Source organism: Pseudomonas sp. COW5, assembly GCF_026240005.1.
GTDB lineage: Bacteria > Pseudomonadota > Gammaproteobacteria > Pseudomonadales > Pseudomonadaceae > Aquipseudomonas > Aquipseudomonas kribbensis.
Genome location: NZ_JAPHVP010000001.1, coordinates 3,054,353 through 3,069,346, shown reverse-complemented (window position 1 = coordinate 3,069,346; position 14,994 = coordinate 3,054,353). Strand labels below are relative to the sequence as shown.

Genomic DNA, 14,994 nt, shown 5'->3' with positions numbered 1-14,994 from the left:
GTCGAACTCAGGTGTTGAAAAGCATGAAGATCGGCTCCCTTTCCCCCTCGCCACCCCTAGGGGGAGAGGGCTGGGGTGAGGGGGAGCTTTTGATCTTTGCGCCCAGATCAAATATCAAATGCCCATCCCTGTATTTTTCGCCCCCTGCCAAACCCCGACACTGCGCTCCATTCAATCCCCTTACCGGAGTGCCGTCATGCCCATTGCCTTGCTCGCGCTGACTCTCAGCGCATTTGCCATCGGGACGACCGAGTTCGTCATCGTTGGCCTGCTTCCCACCATCGGCGCCGATCTCGGCGTCAGTCTGCCGTCCGCCGGGCTGCTGGTCAGTCTCTACGCCCTTGGCGTGGCCATCGGTGCGCCGGTGCTGACCGCCCTCACCGGCAAAGTCCCGCGCAAACTGTTGCTGCTGTCGCTGATGGTGCTTTTTACCCTCGGCAACCTGCTGGCCTGGCTGGCGCCGAGTTATGAATCGCTGGTGCTGGCGCGGATCGTCACCGGTCTGGCCCATGGCGTGTTCTTCTCCATCGGTTCGACCATCGCCACCAGCCTGGTGCCCAAGGAAAAAGCCGCGAGTGCGATTGCGATCATGTTCACCGGCCTGACCGTGGCGCTGGTCACCGGCGTACCGCTGGGCACCTTCATCGGTCAGCATTTCGGTTGGCGTGAAACCTTCCTCGCCGTGTCGGCGCTGGGTGTCATCGCGTTCATCGGCAGCTTGCTGTACGTGCCGAAAAACATTGCTCACAGCAAACCAGCCTCGCTGTTGCAACAGTTGCAGGTACTCAAGCAACCGCGCCTGTTGCTGGTCTACGCCATGACCGCCATCGGTTACGGCGGCTCGTTCATCGCCTTCACTTACCTGGCGCCGATTCTTCAGGACATCTCGGGTTTCAGCGCCGGCACGGTCAGCCTGGTGCTGCTGGTGTACGGCGTATCGGTGGCCGTCGGCAACATCTGGGGCGGCAAACTGGCGGACAAGCGCGGGCCGATCAGCGCCCTGAAAATCATCTTCGCCCTGCTCGCCGCCGTGCTGTTCGTGCTCACCTTCACCGCTGCCAACCCGTGGCTGGCACTGGCTACCGTGCTGGTCTGGGGCGCGGTCGCCTTCGGCAACGTGCCGGGCCTGCAGGTGTATGTGGTGCGCCAGGCTGAACATCACACGCCGCAAGCGGTGGATGTGGCGTCGGGACTGAACATTGCTGCGTTCAACCTCGGGATTGCCGGCGGTGCCTGGGGCGGCGGGCTGATCGTCGAACACATCGGCCTGATCCATACCGCATGGATCGGCGGGCTGGTGGTACTGGTGGCATTGGCCCTGACCGCGTTGAGCGGTCGCCTCGACCGGCTGGGCCCGGTGTATGCCGAACCCGCTGAAGGCTCCACCCGCATCGTTGCCGGCCACTGATCCGGCGAATACCGACCGTCCGTAGTTCCGTCGAAACTTTCCCGAACCGCCCGCAGTCACCAACAGACAGAGGCAGTACGAGGACTTTCGACGGGAGAACGGCATGACAGCGATTCACATCGATGGCCCACCTGGGCGCAGCAAGCGCCACACCTCGGCAGGCATGCCGTCATGAGCATTCCCGAGCCGGTCGGCGTCACCGACGAACAGGCCAGCGTCATCACGACGGTGCGCCGCTTCACGGTGCTGACGGTCAACACCCACAAGGGGTTCACCGCGCTGAACCGCCGCTTCATCCTCCCCGAACTGCGCGAAGCGGTGCGCAGTGTGTCCGCCGACGTGGTGTTTCTGCAGGAAGTGCACGGCACCCACGAACACCATCCCAAGCGCTACAACAACTGGCCGACCATGCCGCAGTACGAGTTCCTCGCCGACAGCCTGTGGCCGCAGTTCGCCTACGGGCGCAATGCGGTGTACCCGGAGGGCGATCACGGCAACGCGCTGCTGTCGAAATTCCAGATCGTGCGCCACGACAACCTCGACGTGTCCATCAGCGGCCACGAAAACCGTGGCCTGTTGCACTGCGTCCTGCGCCTGCCGGGAGATGATCGCGAACTGCACGCGATCTGCGTGCACCTGGGCCTGCGTGAAAGTCATCGCAACGCACAGCTGAAACTGCTGCGAAAACGCCTAGCCAACCTGCCCGACGATGCACCGGTCATCGTCGCCGGCGACTTCAATGATTGGCGCCAGCGCGCCGATGCATTGCTTGAACCCTGCGGCCTGCGGGAAGTGTTTGCCGACCATCAGGGCAAGCCGGCGCGCAGTTTTCCGGCGCGCTGGCCGGCGTTGCGGCTGGACCGGATCTACGTGCGTAACCTCAAGGCCAGCGAGCCGAAGGTCCTTGCCAACCGACCCTGGTCGCACCTGTCCGACCACGTGCCACTGTCCGTGGAGATCGAACTATGAGCAGCGCGCCGCTGGAAAAATCCGCCGTGGAACCGATCACCATCACCCCGCCGATCCGCGAACCCGGTCACGTCGATGTCGACTATGGCTGGCAGGGAAGCAACCGTGTCGAGCTGCTGGAAAACGGCGAGGAATACTTCCCGCGAGTCTTCGCCGCCATGCGCGCGGCGAAGAGTGAAATCCTGCTGGAGACCTTCATTGTTTTCGAAGACAAGGTCGGCAACGAATTGCAGCAGATTCTGATCGACGCTGCCCGACGCGGCGTCCGCACCACTGTCAGCCTCGACGGCTTCGGCTGCGGAGAATTGAGCACCGGGTATCTCACCGCGTTGAGCGAGGCCGGTGTTCACCTGCAAATCTTCGACCCTGCACCGAAACGCCTGGGGTTTCGCACCAACTGGTTCCGCCGCCTGCACCGCAAGATCGTGGTGGTCGACGGGCTGATTGCGTTCATTGGCGGGATCAATTTCTCCGGCGATCATCTCGCTGATTTCGGCCCGGAGGCGAAGCAGGATTACGCCGTGGAAGTTCAGGGCCCGGCGGTGGCCGACATCCATCATTTCGCCCTGCTGCAAAGCGGTCGCCCCGGCCGGGCACGCTTCTGGTGGCAACGCCGGCGCCAGCGTCGGGCGGAGATGGCTTTCACCGAGCACGACGGTCAGGTGCGATTGGTATTCCGCGATAACGACCGGCATCACACCGATATCGAAGAGGTTTACCTGCAGGTGTTGCGGCGCGCGAAACGCCGGGTAGTGATCGCCAACGCCTATTTCTTCCCCGGTTATCGCTTGCTGCGCGAGATGCGCAACGCGGCCCGGCGCGGTGTCGATGTGCGGCTGATCCTGCAAGGCCAGCCGGACATGCTGGTGGCCAAGCTCGCGGCGCGCATGACCTACGACTACCTGCTCAAGGCCGGGGTACAGATCCACGAATATTGCCAGCGGCCGCTGCACGGCAAGGTCGCGCTGGTGGATGAGGAATGGAGCACAGTCGGGTCGAGCAATCTCGATCCGCTAAGCCTGTCGCTGAACCTGGAAGCCAACGTGCTGATCCGCGACCGGGCCTTCAATGCTCATCTGTTTGAACGTCTCGAAGATCTGAGCAACAACCACTGCAAAACGATGGACGCCAGCAAGTCCCCGCGCGGGCGCATCTGGCACATGACCGTGGGTTTTCTGGTGTTTCACTTCCTGCGCCACTTTCCAGCGATGGCCGGTTGGCTGCCCGCGCATAAACCCCGTTTGAAACCCTTCATCGGCAAGCGCGGGAGCGAGCCGTCATGAGTCGCTCCGATGCTCAGTCCGCAACGCATTCGCCGCCAGCCGCAACCTCTCGCTGGAGCCGCTGGAAGCGTCCGCTGACGTTGTTGTTTTTCCTCGCGCTGATCGTCCTGCTGACAATGTTCGCCAGCCGCATCGAATGGACTGAAGTGCTGCAAACCCTCGCCGACTTCAAGGTGCGCACACTGATCATCGCTTCGAGCCTGACGCTGTTGAGCTTTCTGGTGTACGCCAGTTTCGACCTGATCGGCCGCACTTACATCCGCCAGGACCTGACGTGGAAACAGATCCTGCCGGTGGGCATCATCAGCTACGCGTTCAACCTCAATCTGAGCGCCTGGGTCGGCGGGATTGCCATGCGCTATCGGCTGTATTCACGACTCGGGGTGAGCAAAGGCAACATCGCCAAGATCCTCGGGCTGAGCCTTGCAACCAACTGGTTCGGCTACATGACTATCGCTGGCGCGGTGTTCAGCAGCGGGCTGGTGCGCATGCCGCCGGGCTGGAAGGTCAGCAGCGATGCGTTGCAGGGGATTGGCGTTTTGCTGCTGTTGATCAGCCTCGGTTACCTGGTTGCGTGCCAATTTTCCCGGCGGCGCGAGTGGTCGATTCGCGGAGTGGAAATCAACCTGCCGTCGCTGCGCATGGCGGTCCTGCAACTGCTGCTCGGCGCGCTGAACTGGTCGTTGATGGCGGCGGTGATTTTCACTTTGCTGCCGGGCAAGCTCGACTATCCGCTGGTGCTCGGCGTGCTGCTGATCAGCGCGATTGCCGGGGTCATCACTCACATCCCCGCCGGGCTCGGCGTGCTCGAAGCGGTGTTCGTGGCGCTGCTGCAACACGAGGCTTCCCGGGGCAGTCTGGTGGCGGGGTTGCTGGCCTATCGGGCGATCTATTTTCTGCTGCCGCTGCTGATCGCCGTGGTGATGTACCTGGTGGTGGAAGCCAAGGCCAAGGCGTTGCGGATCGAGAAGAAACCCAAGCCGTGATCAGCGCGACTGAATGATGCTCAAGCGTTCGCCCACCACCATCTCGGTGATCCAGTCGACCAGGATTGAGGTGTAGGCCTGCTGCGAAGTCGGATCGCTCAGGGCATGGTCGGCACCGTCGATGATGCGGTGGGTCAGCGAGTGAGTCTGTTGGCACGCGGCGCGGTAACTCATGATCGTCGCGTGAGGCACGTAGTCGTCGGTTTCCGATTGCACCAGCAGCACATCGCCGGTGAATTGCGAGCAGGCATGCAACGCCCGGTTGCTGTCGGCCCGCACCAGCGTGCCGCGATAATCGCGCAGGTCGGCCTTGTCCAGATCGCGCTTGGGCGTATGCCATTGCTCGTCGCGATACAGCGCCGGCACCCGCAGCGCCAGCCAGCGCACCGGGCGCAATGAGGTGAGGATCGAGGCCAGATAACCGCCGTAGCTGGTGCCGACCACCGCGATGGCCGAAGTGTCCAGCGCCGGGTGGGCGAGCAAGCGGTCGTAGGCTGCGAGCAGGTCACGCAGGTTGTCTTCACGGGTCACCCGGCTCAACGGAATGCCGGTGCCGCCGGTATGTCCGCGCAAGTCGAACGTCAGACACACACAGCCCAGGCCGGCAATGCCTTTGGCCCGTTCCAGGTCCCGCTCCTGACTGCCGCCCCAGCCGTGCACGAACAACACGCCGGGCACTTTCGATTTGGGACTGAGGAAGGTTCCGCTCATCTGTTCGTCATCAATGTCGATCTGAATGCTTTCGCTTCTAGCCGTCATAGGATTGGACCGTTACGTATTTGAGGAGAAAGTCGCTGTTCTCGGCCGGGCCGCGATAGACCTCGATGGCATCCGCGGGCAGGGCCTGGTCGATGTAGGTTTCCACCGACGAGACGCGGATCGCGCGCATCGACGGGTCGTTGATGAAACTCTGCAACGCCGCCACTTCCGCGCTGCTGGCGCCGCCCATGCGCCAGGATTGTTCGAGCACGCCGCTGCGCGGCTGGCCTTCGCTGTCCAGACCTTGAGCGATGTCATAGTTGCGCCGAGAGGCGTAGAACCGTGGATAGGCTTCATCCGCTGCCCGGTCGAACACCTGCGCCTGTTCGATAGCCAGCCGCACATCGTCCGGCAGTTTCAGTTTCAGCAAGTCGTCATAACCGCCCTGCACCACCAGCAGGTTCGAGCCGCCATAGACCTCTTCGCCGTGGGCGTCTTCGGTCAAGTATTGATCACCGCAGTAACTGAGGACCCGGTCGCCGATGAACGACTGGCCGACGCTGTGGGTAACCACTTGGCTCAGGTCCTGCTCCAGCACCACGCCTTCGCTGAACTGTTTTGCAATGTCCGGGCGAGTGACGATTTCGTCGAAAGCGTCGAGGCTCTTGATCACTTCCTGTCCGCGGCCGGCGCACGCATGAATTGGTTTGAGACGGATCGGGCCGCTGTACAGCAGATGTTCGGCGGCGGGTCGTGCATCTTTCAGATCAAACACGCTGAGCCCGTCGAGCACGACATTACGCGTGCGTTCGGAGAACAGCGGCGACCAGCCTTGCGGTGCTTTGGCCTGATGGCTGCGCAAGCCATGGCTGATGGCTTTGGTGCAGATGAAATCGTGCTCGACGAAACCGCCCCACAGATCCTCCGGGCCTTTGATGCCCAGTTCATGGGCCTTGGCGGCGCCGACGATGGTTTGGGTCGGTAGCAGATACAGGTCACGACCGCGATGCTTTTGAGCGTCGTAGCTGCCGCCGAATTTCAGTCCGAGAATCTGCGCCAGCCAGCGGGCCAGCGCCTTGTTGGTCTGCACTTCGTGTTGCGGCGCGTCGGGGCGTACGGAATGGGCGACCACTATTCTGTTGCGAGGTGTCGGGGTCATGCGTCCCCCTTCCAGCGGATCGGTGAATGTAGGTCAGAGAGTGCAGAGATCAGGCCAAACGACGGCAACGCCAAACCCTTTGCGAATCAGACGATTAGCCTTTTCGTACTGGCGTTGAGCCCGTTTCAATCTGCACGATGGCCGCCACGGCCGCGGTATTTTGCACGACCGCGTGGTGCTATCTCGCCAGCGCGGTCGGCGGGGTCACGCCGAACCGATTGCGGTAGTCACTCGGCGCCAGCCCGGTGATTTTCTTGAAGATGGCGCGAAAGGCTCCCGGATCCTGATACCCCACCGTCCACGCAATGTGATCGATGGTGCCGTTGGTGAACTCGAGCATCTCCCGGGCCTTGCCGACCCGCAGGTGCTGACAGTATTCGGTGGGTTTCAGGCCGGTCGCGGCCCGAAAGCGTCGCAGGAACGTGCGCTCCTCCAGCCCCGAGCGCTCGGCCATCGAGGCCAGCGATACGTCAGTTGCTCCGGTGCTCTGCAGCCAGTGCTGGACCTTGAGAATCGACGCGTCGCCATGGTTGAGGATCGGTGCGAAGTTGCTGCCGCAGGCACTGGCGCTGTCGCTGTGTTCCATCACCAGGAAACGCGCGGTAGCGCTGGCGATGCTCGGCCCCAATAAACGATCGACCAGCCGCAGCCCCAGCTCCGACCAGGCCATCAACCCGGCAGTGGTGATCAGGTCGCCGTCGTCGACAATCGGTGTGTCGGCCTTGAGTCTGATCTGCGGATAACGCTCGGCAAAGGCCTTGGCCGAGGTCCAGTGAGTGGTGGCGCTGCGACCGTTGAGCAGACCGCTTTCGGCCAGCAACCACGAGCCCACGCAAACGCCGCCCAGCGTCGCACCGCGAGCATGTTGGTCGCACAGCCATTGCAGCAATCCCGGCGATGCCTGCTCTGCACTGAACCCGGCGATCGACGGCGGAATCAGCACCGCCAGCAACCCCGTTTCTTCAGCGGGAAGACTGTCGTAAACCCTGACCGGTGCCTGCTCGTTCTCGACCTGCCAGTGACTCACCCGCAGTCGCGGCAATTGCGCGGCCTGATGTTCGACCGCGATCCGGTCGGCCACGCCGAACAGGTCGGTCAAACCATGCACCGCCGCCATTTGCGCGCCGGGATAAATCAGCACACCCAGCTCGGCAACGGCCGTTTCAACACCCATTGTCAGTTTTCCCCTGTCTATTGTCGGTGCGGCCAATCCTCGAAGACGTAGCGGGCGCCGATACTGATTCCACTCCCAACAAACACTTCGAGGAAACACCCATGGCCAGGCAAGCGCTCATCGTAGTCGATATCCAGAACGACTACTTCCCCCAAGGCAAGTGGCCGCTGGCTGGCGTCGACGCCGCTGCCGACAACGCCGCCCGACTGATCGCCGCGTTCCGTGAAGCGGGCGATCCGGTGATCCATATCCGTCACGAATTCACCTCGGCGGATGCCCCGTTCTTTACCCCGGGCTCCGAGGGCGCAAAGCTGCACCCCAAAGTGCTCAACCGCTCCGATGAACCGGTGGTGCTCAAACACTTCGTCAACGCGTTCCGCGAAACCGAATTGCAGTCGATCCTCGATGAGCAAGACATCAAGGCACTGGTGGTGGTCGGCAGCATGAGCCACATGTGCATCGACGGCGTGGTCCGGGCTGCAGCGGATCTGGGCTACACCGTCACGGTGATCCACGATGCCTGCGCCACCCGCGACCTGGAATTCAATGGCCTGACCGTGCCGGCGGCCCAGGTACACGCCGCCTTCATGTCCTCGCTGGGGTTTGCCTACGCCAGTGTGGTCTCGGCAGACGAGTTCCTCGTGCCCACCCGCTGATCCTCATAAGCAACCGCCCGCAAGAAAGACCGGCCCGCCCCGCTGCGGGCCTTTTTTCGTGCGCTGAAAAAATCTCACGCGTGAGCCATTGATGGCACTTTGAATTGGTTGTAGTGTGGCTCACGCGTGAGATGTTCATAACGGAGTCATCGCCATGAAAAGCAGCTCCCCTGCAACAAAATCGGAGAGCCCGAAGGGAGTGCGCTCGACAACGTCCGCGAAAAAACCGTCGAGCTTCTATATGAAGCAGATGCGCGCGGGCCTGGCTGCCGCCGGTTATGTGAAACACGAAACTTGGGTGCTTCCCGAAAACCGAAGCTTGCTCAAGCAAATGGAGCAACAGCTACGCCAACCGATTCTGGCTGGCTCTTTCATGTCGGAGAATTACATGAGCGCAGGCAACAACTGGAACATCGATAGCCTCTACAACGCTTTCAAGGCACTGGACGAGGTGGCGTCGCACGAGATCACGCTGTCCCTGATCCAGAGCGCCGAACCCAGCCTCAAGCTGGAAATGAACGAATTCGGCGGCCTGCCGATTCACATCGCCATCGCCGGTCAGCAGATCATCGTCGACACCGTGCTGGTGGACATCGATTCGATCACCGACGTGCGCACCTTCAACGACGCGGTACTGCGCAGCCGGGAAATGTTCCCGCTGTCGTCGATCGGCATCGAAACCATGCCCAACGGCCAGACCGTCTACAACATGTTCGGCGCGCTGAGTGCGGATTCGAGCCTGACCAACGTGGTCACCGAGGTGAAAACCCTGGTCGATAACGTGCAGCGCGCCAGCGAAGCCTTCGAACACTTCTTCAAGTAATCAACAGGGAAAGTCCAATGACTCAGTCCATCTGGAACAAGTTGTTCACCGCACTGCGCGGCGGCGCCAATGAAGTCGGCGAAGCAATCGTCGACCAACAGGCCCTGCGCATCCTCGATCAGGAAATCCGTGACGCCGACAGCGCCCTGTCCAACGCCCGTCGCGAACTGGTCACCATCATGGCCAAGCACAAACTGTCCGCCGACCGCGTGAGCGAGTACGACGCCAAGATCAAGGACCTGGAAGCCAAGGCTGTCTCCGCACTGAACGCCGGCCGTGAAGATCTGGCGATGGAAGTGGCCGAAGCGATTTCGACCCTGACCAACGACCTGACCACCGAGAAGGCCCAGAGCGACGAGTTCGGCACCTACGCCGACAACATGCGCAAGGACATCAACAAGGCCGAAGCGCGGATCAAAAGCCTGCGTCAGCAAGTGGACATGGCCAAGGCCCGTGAAAGCGTGCAGAAAGCCCAGGTCAGCGCATCCATCGCCAGCGGCGGCGCCAACGGCAAGCTGGAAACCGCAGTCGGCACCCTGAACCGTCTGCAAGAGAAGCAAAAGCAGCGCGCCGCCGAGCTGAACGCTCAGGACGAACTGGCCGATGCCACGACCGGCAACGATCTGGAGCGCAAGCTGCGCGACGCCGGCATCACGCCGAACGAGGGCAGCGCCAACGCGATCCTTGAGCGTCTGAAGCAGAAGTCGACCCAGTAAGGGCAGCCAGCTAAAGGAAGGGCACCGGGTGCCCTTCTTTTTTGCCTGCTCGTTTGTCACGAGGCCGGTACACTAGCGGCGTTTTGCCAACGAACACCTCCACCCGCTTCAAGGAATGTACCCATGGGATGGTTAAAGAACTTGCTCGGCACCGGCTCGGCACCTGCACGCGAGGCGGCCAGCGGCCCGTTGGGCCTGGCGCAGGGCAAGGCGATCCGTTTCGATACGACCCTCGCCCTGTTGCTCGACGGCAGCACCTCGGTCCGGGTCCCCGATGCCCAGGCCATCTGGAGCGCCGGCTGGATCGACCTCGGCCAGTCGAACAAGCTGTATCGCTACTACCTGGACAACGAAGATTTCTGGCTGCAGGTCCACGTCACCGGCGACGATCAGATCGAATCGGTGACGCTGTTCAATTACGTCAGCTATGTCACGGTCAACAGTGACGCCGAACTGCAGCGCCTGGCGGGCCCGAACAGTTTGATCGGCCTGCCGGCCTACACCCATGACGGCGTGTCCTTCACCCGTGAATGGGGCACCGAACGCGGCCAGACCGAACTGGTCCCGCTCACCGAACAAGTGGTCAATCCCGACGAGTCCTACACCATCGAACACCATTCGATGCTGTACGCCCGGGAAACCGGCCTGACCGACCGCCGCGAACTGCTGCTGTTCTCCGTCGAACAGGACGAAGAAGGCACCGTCAGCCTGAGCACATCGCTGGGCATCTCGCTGTACACCACCGATCTGAGCACCATTTAAAAGGAAGTTCCCCATGCTGGAAGTGCTGTCCGTTTCCCTGAACAAGGCCGCGCTCGTCGGTTTCGCCGCCTATCTGATCGGCGCCGTGCTGCTGTTCATGCTGTTTCAGTTCGTCTACACCCGCATCACGCCGCACAAGGAATTCGAACTGATTCGCGGCGGCAACAACGCTGCTGCCATCGCTCTGTCGGGCGCGATCATCGGTTTCGCGATCCCGGCGAGCAACATCATCGCCCACTCGATCAACGTCCTCGATTTCGTCCTCTGGGCGGTGATCGCCGCTGCGGTGCAACTGCTGGCATTCCTGGCCACCGGGCTGGTGCTCAAAGGCACGTCCCAGCGCATCGCCAACGGCGAAGTTGCCGCCGGCATCTACGTCGCTGCGGTGGCGATCAGCGTCGGCATGCTCAACGCCGCGTGCATGACCCCGTCCTACTGATCGGCAGGAAGCCCGAGATGAAACGAAGCAAGTACGTTCAACTGTCCCTCGCCGCTTCGGTGGCCCTGGCGATTTCCGGTGAAGCAGCCGCCCAGGAACAACAGCACACCTTCCAGAGCGTGGAACAGTGCGTCGACGCCGAAGTGGCTGCCGATGCCTGCTCGAATGCCTACGTCGCAGCCCTGGCCGAACACCGGCGCATCGCCCCGGCTTATGACGACAAAGCGAAGTGCGACGCGGACTTTGCCGCTGGCTGGTGTCAGAAAAATTCCGACGGCCGCTTTGTGCCGAAGCTCGGTGGTTTCAAGGTGCCGCAAAACACCGAGCCGGCACAGAACCTCGATGCAATTGCCAATGCGCAGATGCCGGAAGGCAATGCCGAGCCAGTGCAGACCACCCAGAACACGACCCACGTCTCCAGCGGTGGCGGATCGAGCAACGGCTGGCTCACCGGATGGCTGATCGGTAACGCCATGAGCAACAACTCGCGGACGGTTTATCGCGATCGCGATACGCGCCAGACGTACGACACTTCGACGCTGAACCGGCGGATCGAATCTACACGCACCAGCCGCAATGATTCGGACTACACCAGCTCTCGAAGCAAATCGGTCAACGTGGCGTCCTCTACTTCCCGTGGCGGTTTCGGCAGCCAGTCCAGCGCACGCAGCGGTTGGGGCGGCTGGGGCAGTTCGAGCAGCTGATGAAGAAGATCCATTGCGCCGAGCGCCACGACTGGAAACAGACGGCCGAAAGCCTCGGTTTTCTGTTTCACACCATCGACGACGAGCCCTACTGGGACGAGCGCGCGTACTATCAGTTCACGCTTGCACAGATCGAGAACGATCTCGAGGATCCCACCACCGAACTGCACGAGATGTGCATGGACCTGGTGGACCGGGTCGTGCGCAGTGAAGAACTGCTCGATCGCCTGAGCATCCCCGCGCCGTACTACGACATGATCCGAACGTCCTGGCTGGAAGGTCATCCGCATCTGTACGGACGCATGGACTTCTCCTACAGCGGCAACGGCCCGGCGAAATTGCTGGAGCTCAATTACGACACGCCCACCAGTCTTTATGAGGCCTCCGCATTCCAGTGGGGCTGGCTTGAGCAGTGCATCGAGCGCGGGATGCTGCCGCGCCATGCCGACCAGTTCAACAGCATCGACACCCGCCTGCATGAGGCCTTTGCCGCGCTGAAGCTCAAGCGCCCGTTCTACTTTGCCTCGATGAAAGGCTCGGTCGAGGACAAGGGCACCACGGACTACCTGCGATTGATCGCGGAAAAGGTCGGCATCGAATCACGGCACATCGATATCGAAGACATCGGCCTGACAACCGAAGGACGTTTCGTCGATCTCGAAGATCGCTGGATCCCGCATCTGTTCAAGCTGCACGCCTGGGAGTTCATCTTCCACGAGCCGTTCGGCGCAGCCATCGCCGATTGCGATACGCAGTTTTTCGAACCGGCATGGAAGGCCATTCTCTCCAATAAAGGCGCCCTGCCCCTGCTTTGGGAAATGCACAAAGGCCATCCGAATCTGCTGGCCGCTCATCTCGATCCGAATCCGGGCAGCGCAGTGCCGAAAGGCTGGGTACGCAAACCGTACTTCTCCCGGGAAGGTGCCAACATCGAGCTGCAAACTGCCGAGGGTCTGATCGTCAAAGAGGATGGTCCCTACACGGATGCGCCCTTCATCCTGCAGGAATTTGCGCCACTGCCAAGGTTCGATGACAGCTACACGCTGATTGGTTCCTGGGTGATTGGCGACCAGGCCGCAGGAATCGGCGTGCGCGAAGACAACAGTCTGATCACCAAGGACTCGAGCCGTTTTTTACCGCACCTGATTCTTGACTGATTCGAGGCTGGCAATAAAAAACCCGTAGCGTTTGCGCGCTACGGGTTTTTCGTTTCCGGCGTCGGTTACGACAGCTCGGTCGTGCGCGCCGGCACCTCGGACGCAGGCTTTTCCTTGACTGGCTCGGCGGTGATGACCCCGGCCATTCTCCGCCGCGCGATTTCCGCACCGCGACGACGCAATGGGGTTTCGACAAAACGATAGTTCAACTCGCTGCACACCACCATGATCGCGAACGACGTCAGCAACAGCTGAACCGTGAATCCGCTGCCCAGCTCGACGCCACGCTCGCTGGCCACACGCGTCCAGATCTCGGTGCTCAAGTGGTAGGCAAATACGTGCACGACGTACAAGGCATAGGAACGCGAACCCAGCCATTGGCCGAGCCCGCTCAAGATGGCCGGGCAGTAGATGTAGCCCTTCTGGTAACTGGAGAGCCAGACAAGGATCAATGCATTGATAGCCAACAGCCCGACCGCGATCGGTGTTGCGATGAGCTGACCGGCAATGGCGCCCAACATGTACAGCAGGAACAGCGTGATACCCAGCCGCTTGATCAGGCTGCCCCCCAACGCCACAGGTTCGATGTCCTTGTACAAGGATGTGCGCGTGAACAAGCAGAGCAAGATGCCCCACATCATGGCGTCAAGGCGGAACGAAAACAGCATGCTGGCCGGCGCTGCGCCAAAGGCATTGCGATCCAGCGGAAACTGCACGGCGATCAGCGTGATCAAGGCGATCACCCGCCAGCGTGTCGAAGTGATCAACAGCAGGAACAGCGGAAAAATGAAGTAGAACTGCTCCTCCAGCGCCAGGCTCCAATACACCGAGTTTGGACCCAGGATCGCACCGTACTGGTTCGCCAGATTACCGGTGAATGTCGCGACGGCGGTGAAGCTGCGCACATTGTCGAACCACGACTGGAACGCATTGGACTGGTTGAAGAAGATCGAGAATACCAACGGTATCAGCACCCACAGCCAGGCAGTGGGCAGCAGGCGGTAGGCCCGTCGAATCCAGAATGACGTTGCGGCGAGACCGAAGCGGCTCTGCTCGCGGTTGCTGTCGAAATAGTCGAGGTAGGCCTTGCTGACGACAAAACCTGAAATACAGAAGAACAGATCCACCCCTGACCAGGGGGAATACACGTTGAACAGCTTTTCCATGAACGCGCCATGAAATGGCAGTAGCTGCGTGCTGTGGGTAAACACCGTCATCAGGATGGCCACACCGCGCAGGTACTCGATTTCCTTGTTCTTGCTACTGCTCATCGGTTTCTCTTGTTCTTGTGATGAGAACTGACGCCCGATGCCGGGGAGCCCGCTCTTGCAAAAATGGACGGGCTCGAAAGCGCCGGGACCGATCATGGATCGGCTTGCCGCTGCCTTCAAGACTCTTCGCGAAACTTTACCGCCCTGAGCGCCGGGACTGTTCAGTCAGTTCACGAACATCCCAAAGCCGTGTGCAACCGCCAAAACGACGAAGCCCCCGCAATGCGGGGGCTTCGAATCCAGACCGGGCCTGGTTCAGCGACTTCGATCAGAACGGGATATCGTCATCGAAGCTGTCGAAATCCGGAGCTGGCTGCGGCGCGGCCTGCTGTGGAGCCGGGGCCGGACGCTGCTGAGGAGCCGACTGCTGCGGACGCGGAGCCTGCTGGCGTGGCGCCTGTTGCTGATAGTTGTTGCCACCGCCTTGTTGGTCGCCCTGTTGTGGACGGCCACCCAGCAGTTGCATGGTGCCTTGCATGTCGACCACGATTTCGGTGGTGTAACGCTTGATGCCGTCTTTTTCCCACTCGCGGGTCTGCAGCTTGCCTTCGATGTACACCTGCGAACCCTTGCGCAGGTATTCGCCGGCGATTTCGGCAACCTTGCCGAACATCGATACACGGTGCCACTCGGTCTTCTCGACCTTCTGACCGGTCTGCTTGTCGGTCCACTGTTCGCTGGTTGCCAGACTCAGGTTGGTCACGGCGTTACCGTTAGGCAAGTAGCGAACTTCGGGATCCTGGCCGCAAGTGCCGACCAATATGACTTTGTTAACCCCACGGGCCATA

At 61.3% G+C, this 14,994-nt stretch carries 16 protein-coding genes; 11 read left to right on the top strand and 5 right to left on the bottom strand.

What is annotated here, in order from left to right:
• Positions 1–196: 196 nt before the first annotated feature.
• The 4 genes from OQ248_RS14005 to OQ248_RS13990 all read left to right on the top strand — a co-directional run bounded on the left by OQ248_RS14005 (position 197) and on the right by OQ248_RS13990 (position 4,646).
• Positions 197–1,408, top strand: a complete 1,212-nt coding sequence (locus tag OQ248_RS14005; RefSeq protein WP_265813108.1) for an MFS transporter — start codon at positions 197–199, stop codon at positions 1,406–1,408.
• A 171-nt stretch (positions 1,409–1,579) separates the two neighbouring features.
• Positions 1,580–2,377 carry an endonuclease/exonuclease/phosphatase family protein gene (locus OQ248_RS14000; protein ID WP_265813107.1) on the top strand — a complete coding sequence of 266 codons (798 nt, stop codon included), beginning with the start codon at positions 1,580–1,582 and terminating at the stop codon, positions 2,375–2,377.
• Complete coding sequence (gene clsB / locus OQ248_RS13995; protein ID WP_265813106.1) at positions 2,374–3,660, top strand: cardiolipin synthase ClsB; 1,287 nt, start codon at positions 2,374–2,376, stop codon at positions 3,658–3,660. The genes OQ248_RS14000 and clsB overlap by 4 nt, the downstream gene beginning before the upstream one ends.
• Positions 3,657–4,646 (top strand): lysylphosphatidylglycerol synthase domain-containing protein, encoded by a 990-nt coding sequence (locus tag OQ248_RS13990; RefSeq protein ID WP_265813105.1) that lies wholly within the window; start codon positions 3,657–3,659, stop codon positions 4,644–4,646. The genes clsB and OQ248_RS13990 overlap by 4 nt, the downstream gene beginning before the upstream one ends.
• Here the strand turns inward: OQ248_RS13990 and OQ248_RS13985 are convergent, their stop codons facing one another.
• The 3 genes from OQ248_RS13985 to OQ248_RS13975 form a co-directional block, all read right to left on the bottom strand.
• The gene (locus tag OQ248_RS13985) at positions 4,647–5,405 is read right to left on the bottom strand and encodes an alpha/beta fold hydrolase (RefSeq protein ID WP_007955615.1); all 759 of its coding nucleotides are present in this window, start codon (positions 5,403–5,405) and stop codon (positions 4,647–4,649) included.
• Positions 5,395–6,504 carry a DUF3182 family protein gene (locus OQ248_RS13980; protein WP_265813104.1) on the bottom strand — a complete coding sequence of 370 codons (1,110 nt, stop codon included), beginning with the start codon at positions 6,502–6,504 and terminating at the stop codon, positions 5,395–5,397. The genes OQ248_RS13985 and OQ248_RS13980 overlap by 11 nt, the downstream gene beginning before the upstream one ends.
• A gap of 178 nt (positions 6,505–6,682) precedes the next feature.
• A complete protein-coding gene (locus OQ248_RS13975) occupies positions 6,683–7,678 on the bottom strand; it encodes a GlxA family transcriptional regulator (protein WP_265813103.1) in 996 nt (331 codons plus the stop codon).
• A gap of 101 nt (positions 7,679–7,779) precedes the next feature.
• Here OQ248_RS13975 and OQ248_RS13970 point away from each other — a divergent pair, with 101 nt between their 5' ends.
• The 7 genes from OQ248_RS13970 (at position 7,780) to OQ248_RS13940 (ending at position 12,935) form a co-directional block, all read left to right on the top strand.
• Positions 7,780–8,334, top strand: a complete 555-nt coding sequence (locus tag OQ248_RS13970; protein WP_265813102.1) for a cysteine hydrolase family protein — start codon at positions 7,780–7,782, stop codon at positions 8,332–8,334.
• Between the two features lie 154 nt (positions 8,335–8,488).
• Complete coding sequence (locus tag OQ248_RS13965) at positions 8,489–9,157, top strand: YjfI family protein (protein ID WP_134828264.1); 669 nt, start codon at positions 8,489–8,491, stop codon at positions 9,155–9,157.
• A 17-nt stretch (positions 9,158–9,174) separates the two neighbouring features.
• Positions 9,175–9,873: a PspA/IM30 family protein gene (locus tag OQ248_RS13960; protein WP_119428947.1), complete on the top strand. Its 699-nt coding sequence runs from the start codon at positions 9,175–9,177 to the stop codon at positions 9,871–9,873.
• A gap of 123 nt (positions 9,874–9,996) precedes the next feature.
• On the top strand, positions 9,997–10,635 hold the full coding sequence (locus tag OQ248_RS13955) for a DUF2491 family protein (protein ID WP_119428948.1): 639 nt from the start codon (positions 9,997–9,999) through the stop codon (positions 10,633–10,635).
• Positions 10,636–10,648: 13 nt separating this feature from the next.
• Positions 10,649–11,074 (top strand): DUF350 domain-containing protein, encoded by a 426-nt coding sequence (locus OQ248_RS13950; RefSeq protein ID WP_085712345.1) that lies wholly within the window; start codon positions 10,649–10,651, stop codon positions 11,072–11,074.
• Between the two features lie 17 nt (positions 11,075–11,091).
• Positions 11,092–11,778: a DUF1190 domain-containing protein gene (locus tag OQ248_RS13945; RefSeq protein ID WP_265813101.1), complete on the top strand. Its 687-nt coding sequence runs from the start codon at positions 11,092–11,094 to the stop codon at positions 11,776–11,778.
• Positions 11,778–12,935, top strand: coding sequence for a glutathionylspermidine synthase family protein (locus OQ248_RS13940; RefSeq protein ID WP_119428950.1), 1,158 nt, complete (start codon positions 11,778–11,780; stop codon positions 12,933–12,935). Before OQ248_RS13945 ends, OQ248_RS13940 begins: the two co-directional genes overlap by 1 nt.
• A gap of 65 nt (positions 12,936–13,000) precedes the next feature.
• On the opposite strand, the gene OQ248_RS13935 is transcribed toward OQ248_RS13940, so the two are convergent.
• Both OQ248_RS13935 and OQ248_RS13930 read right to left on the bottom strand, forming a co-directional pair.
• On the bottom strand, positions 13,001–14,206 hold the full coding sequence (locus tag OQ248_RS13935) for an acyltransferase (RefSeq protein ID WP_265813100.1): 1,206 nt from the start codon (positions 14,204–14,206) through the stop codon (positions 13,001–13,003).
• A gap of 268 nt (positions 14,207–14,474) precedes the next feature.
• Positions 14,475–14,993: a single-stranded DNA-binding protein gene (locus tag OQ248_RS13930; protein WP_007966163.1), complete on the bottom strand. Its 519-nt coding sequence runs from the start codon at positions 14,991–14,993 to the stop codon at positions 14,475–14,477.
• Between the last annotated feature and the right edge of the window lies 1 nt (position 14,994).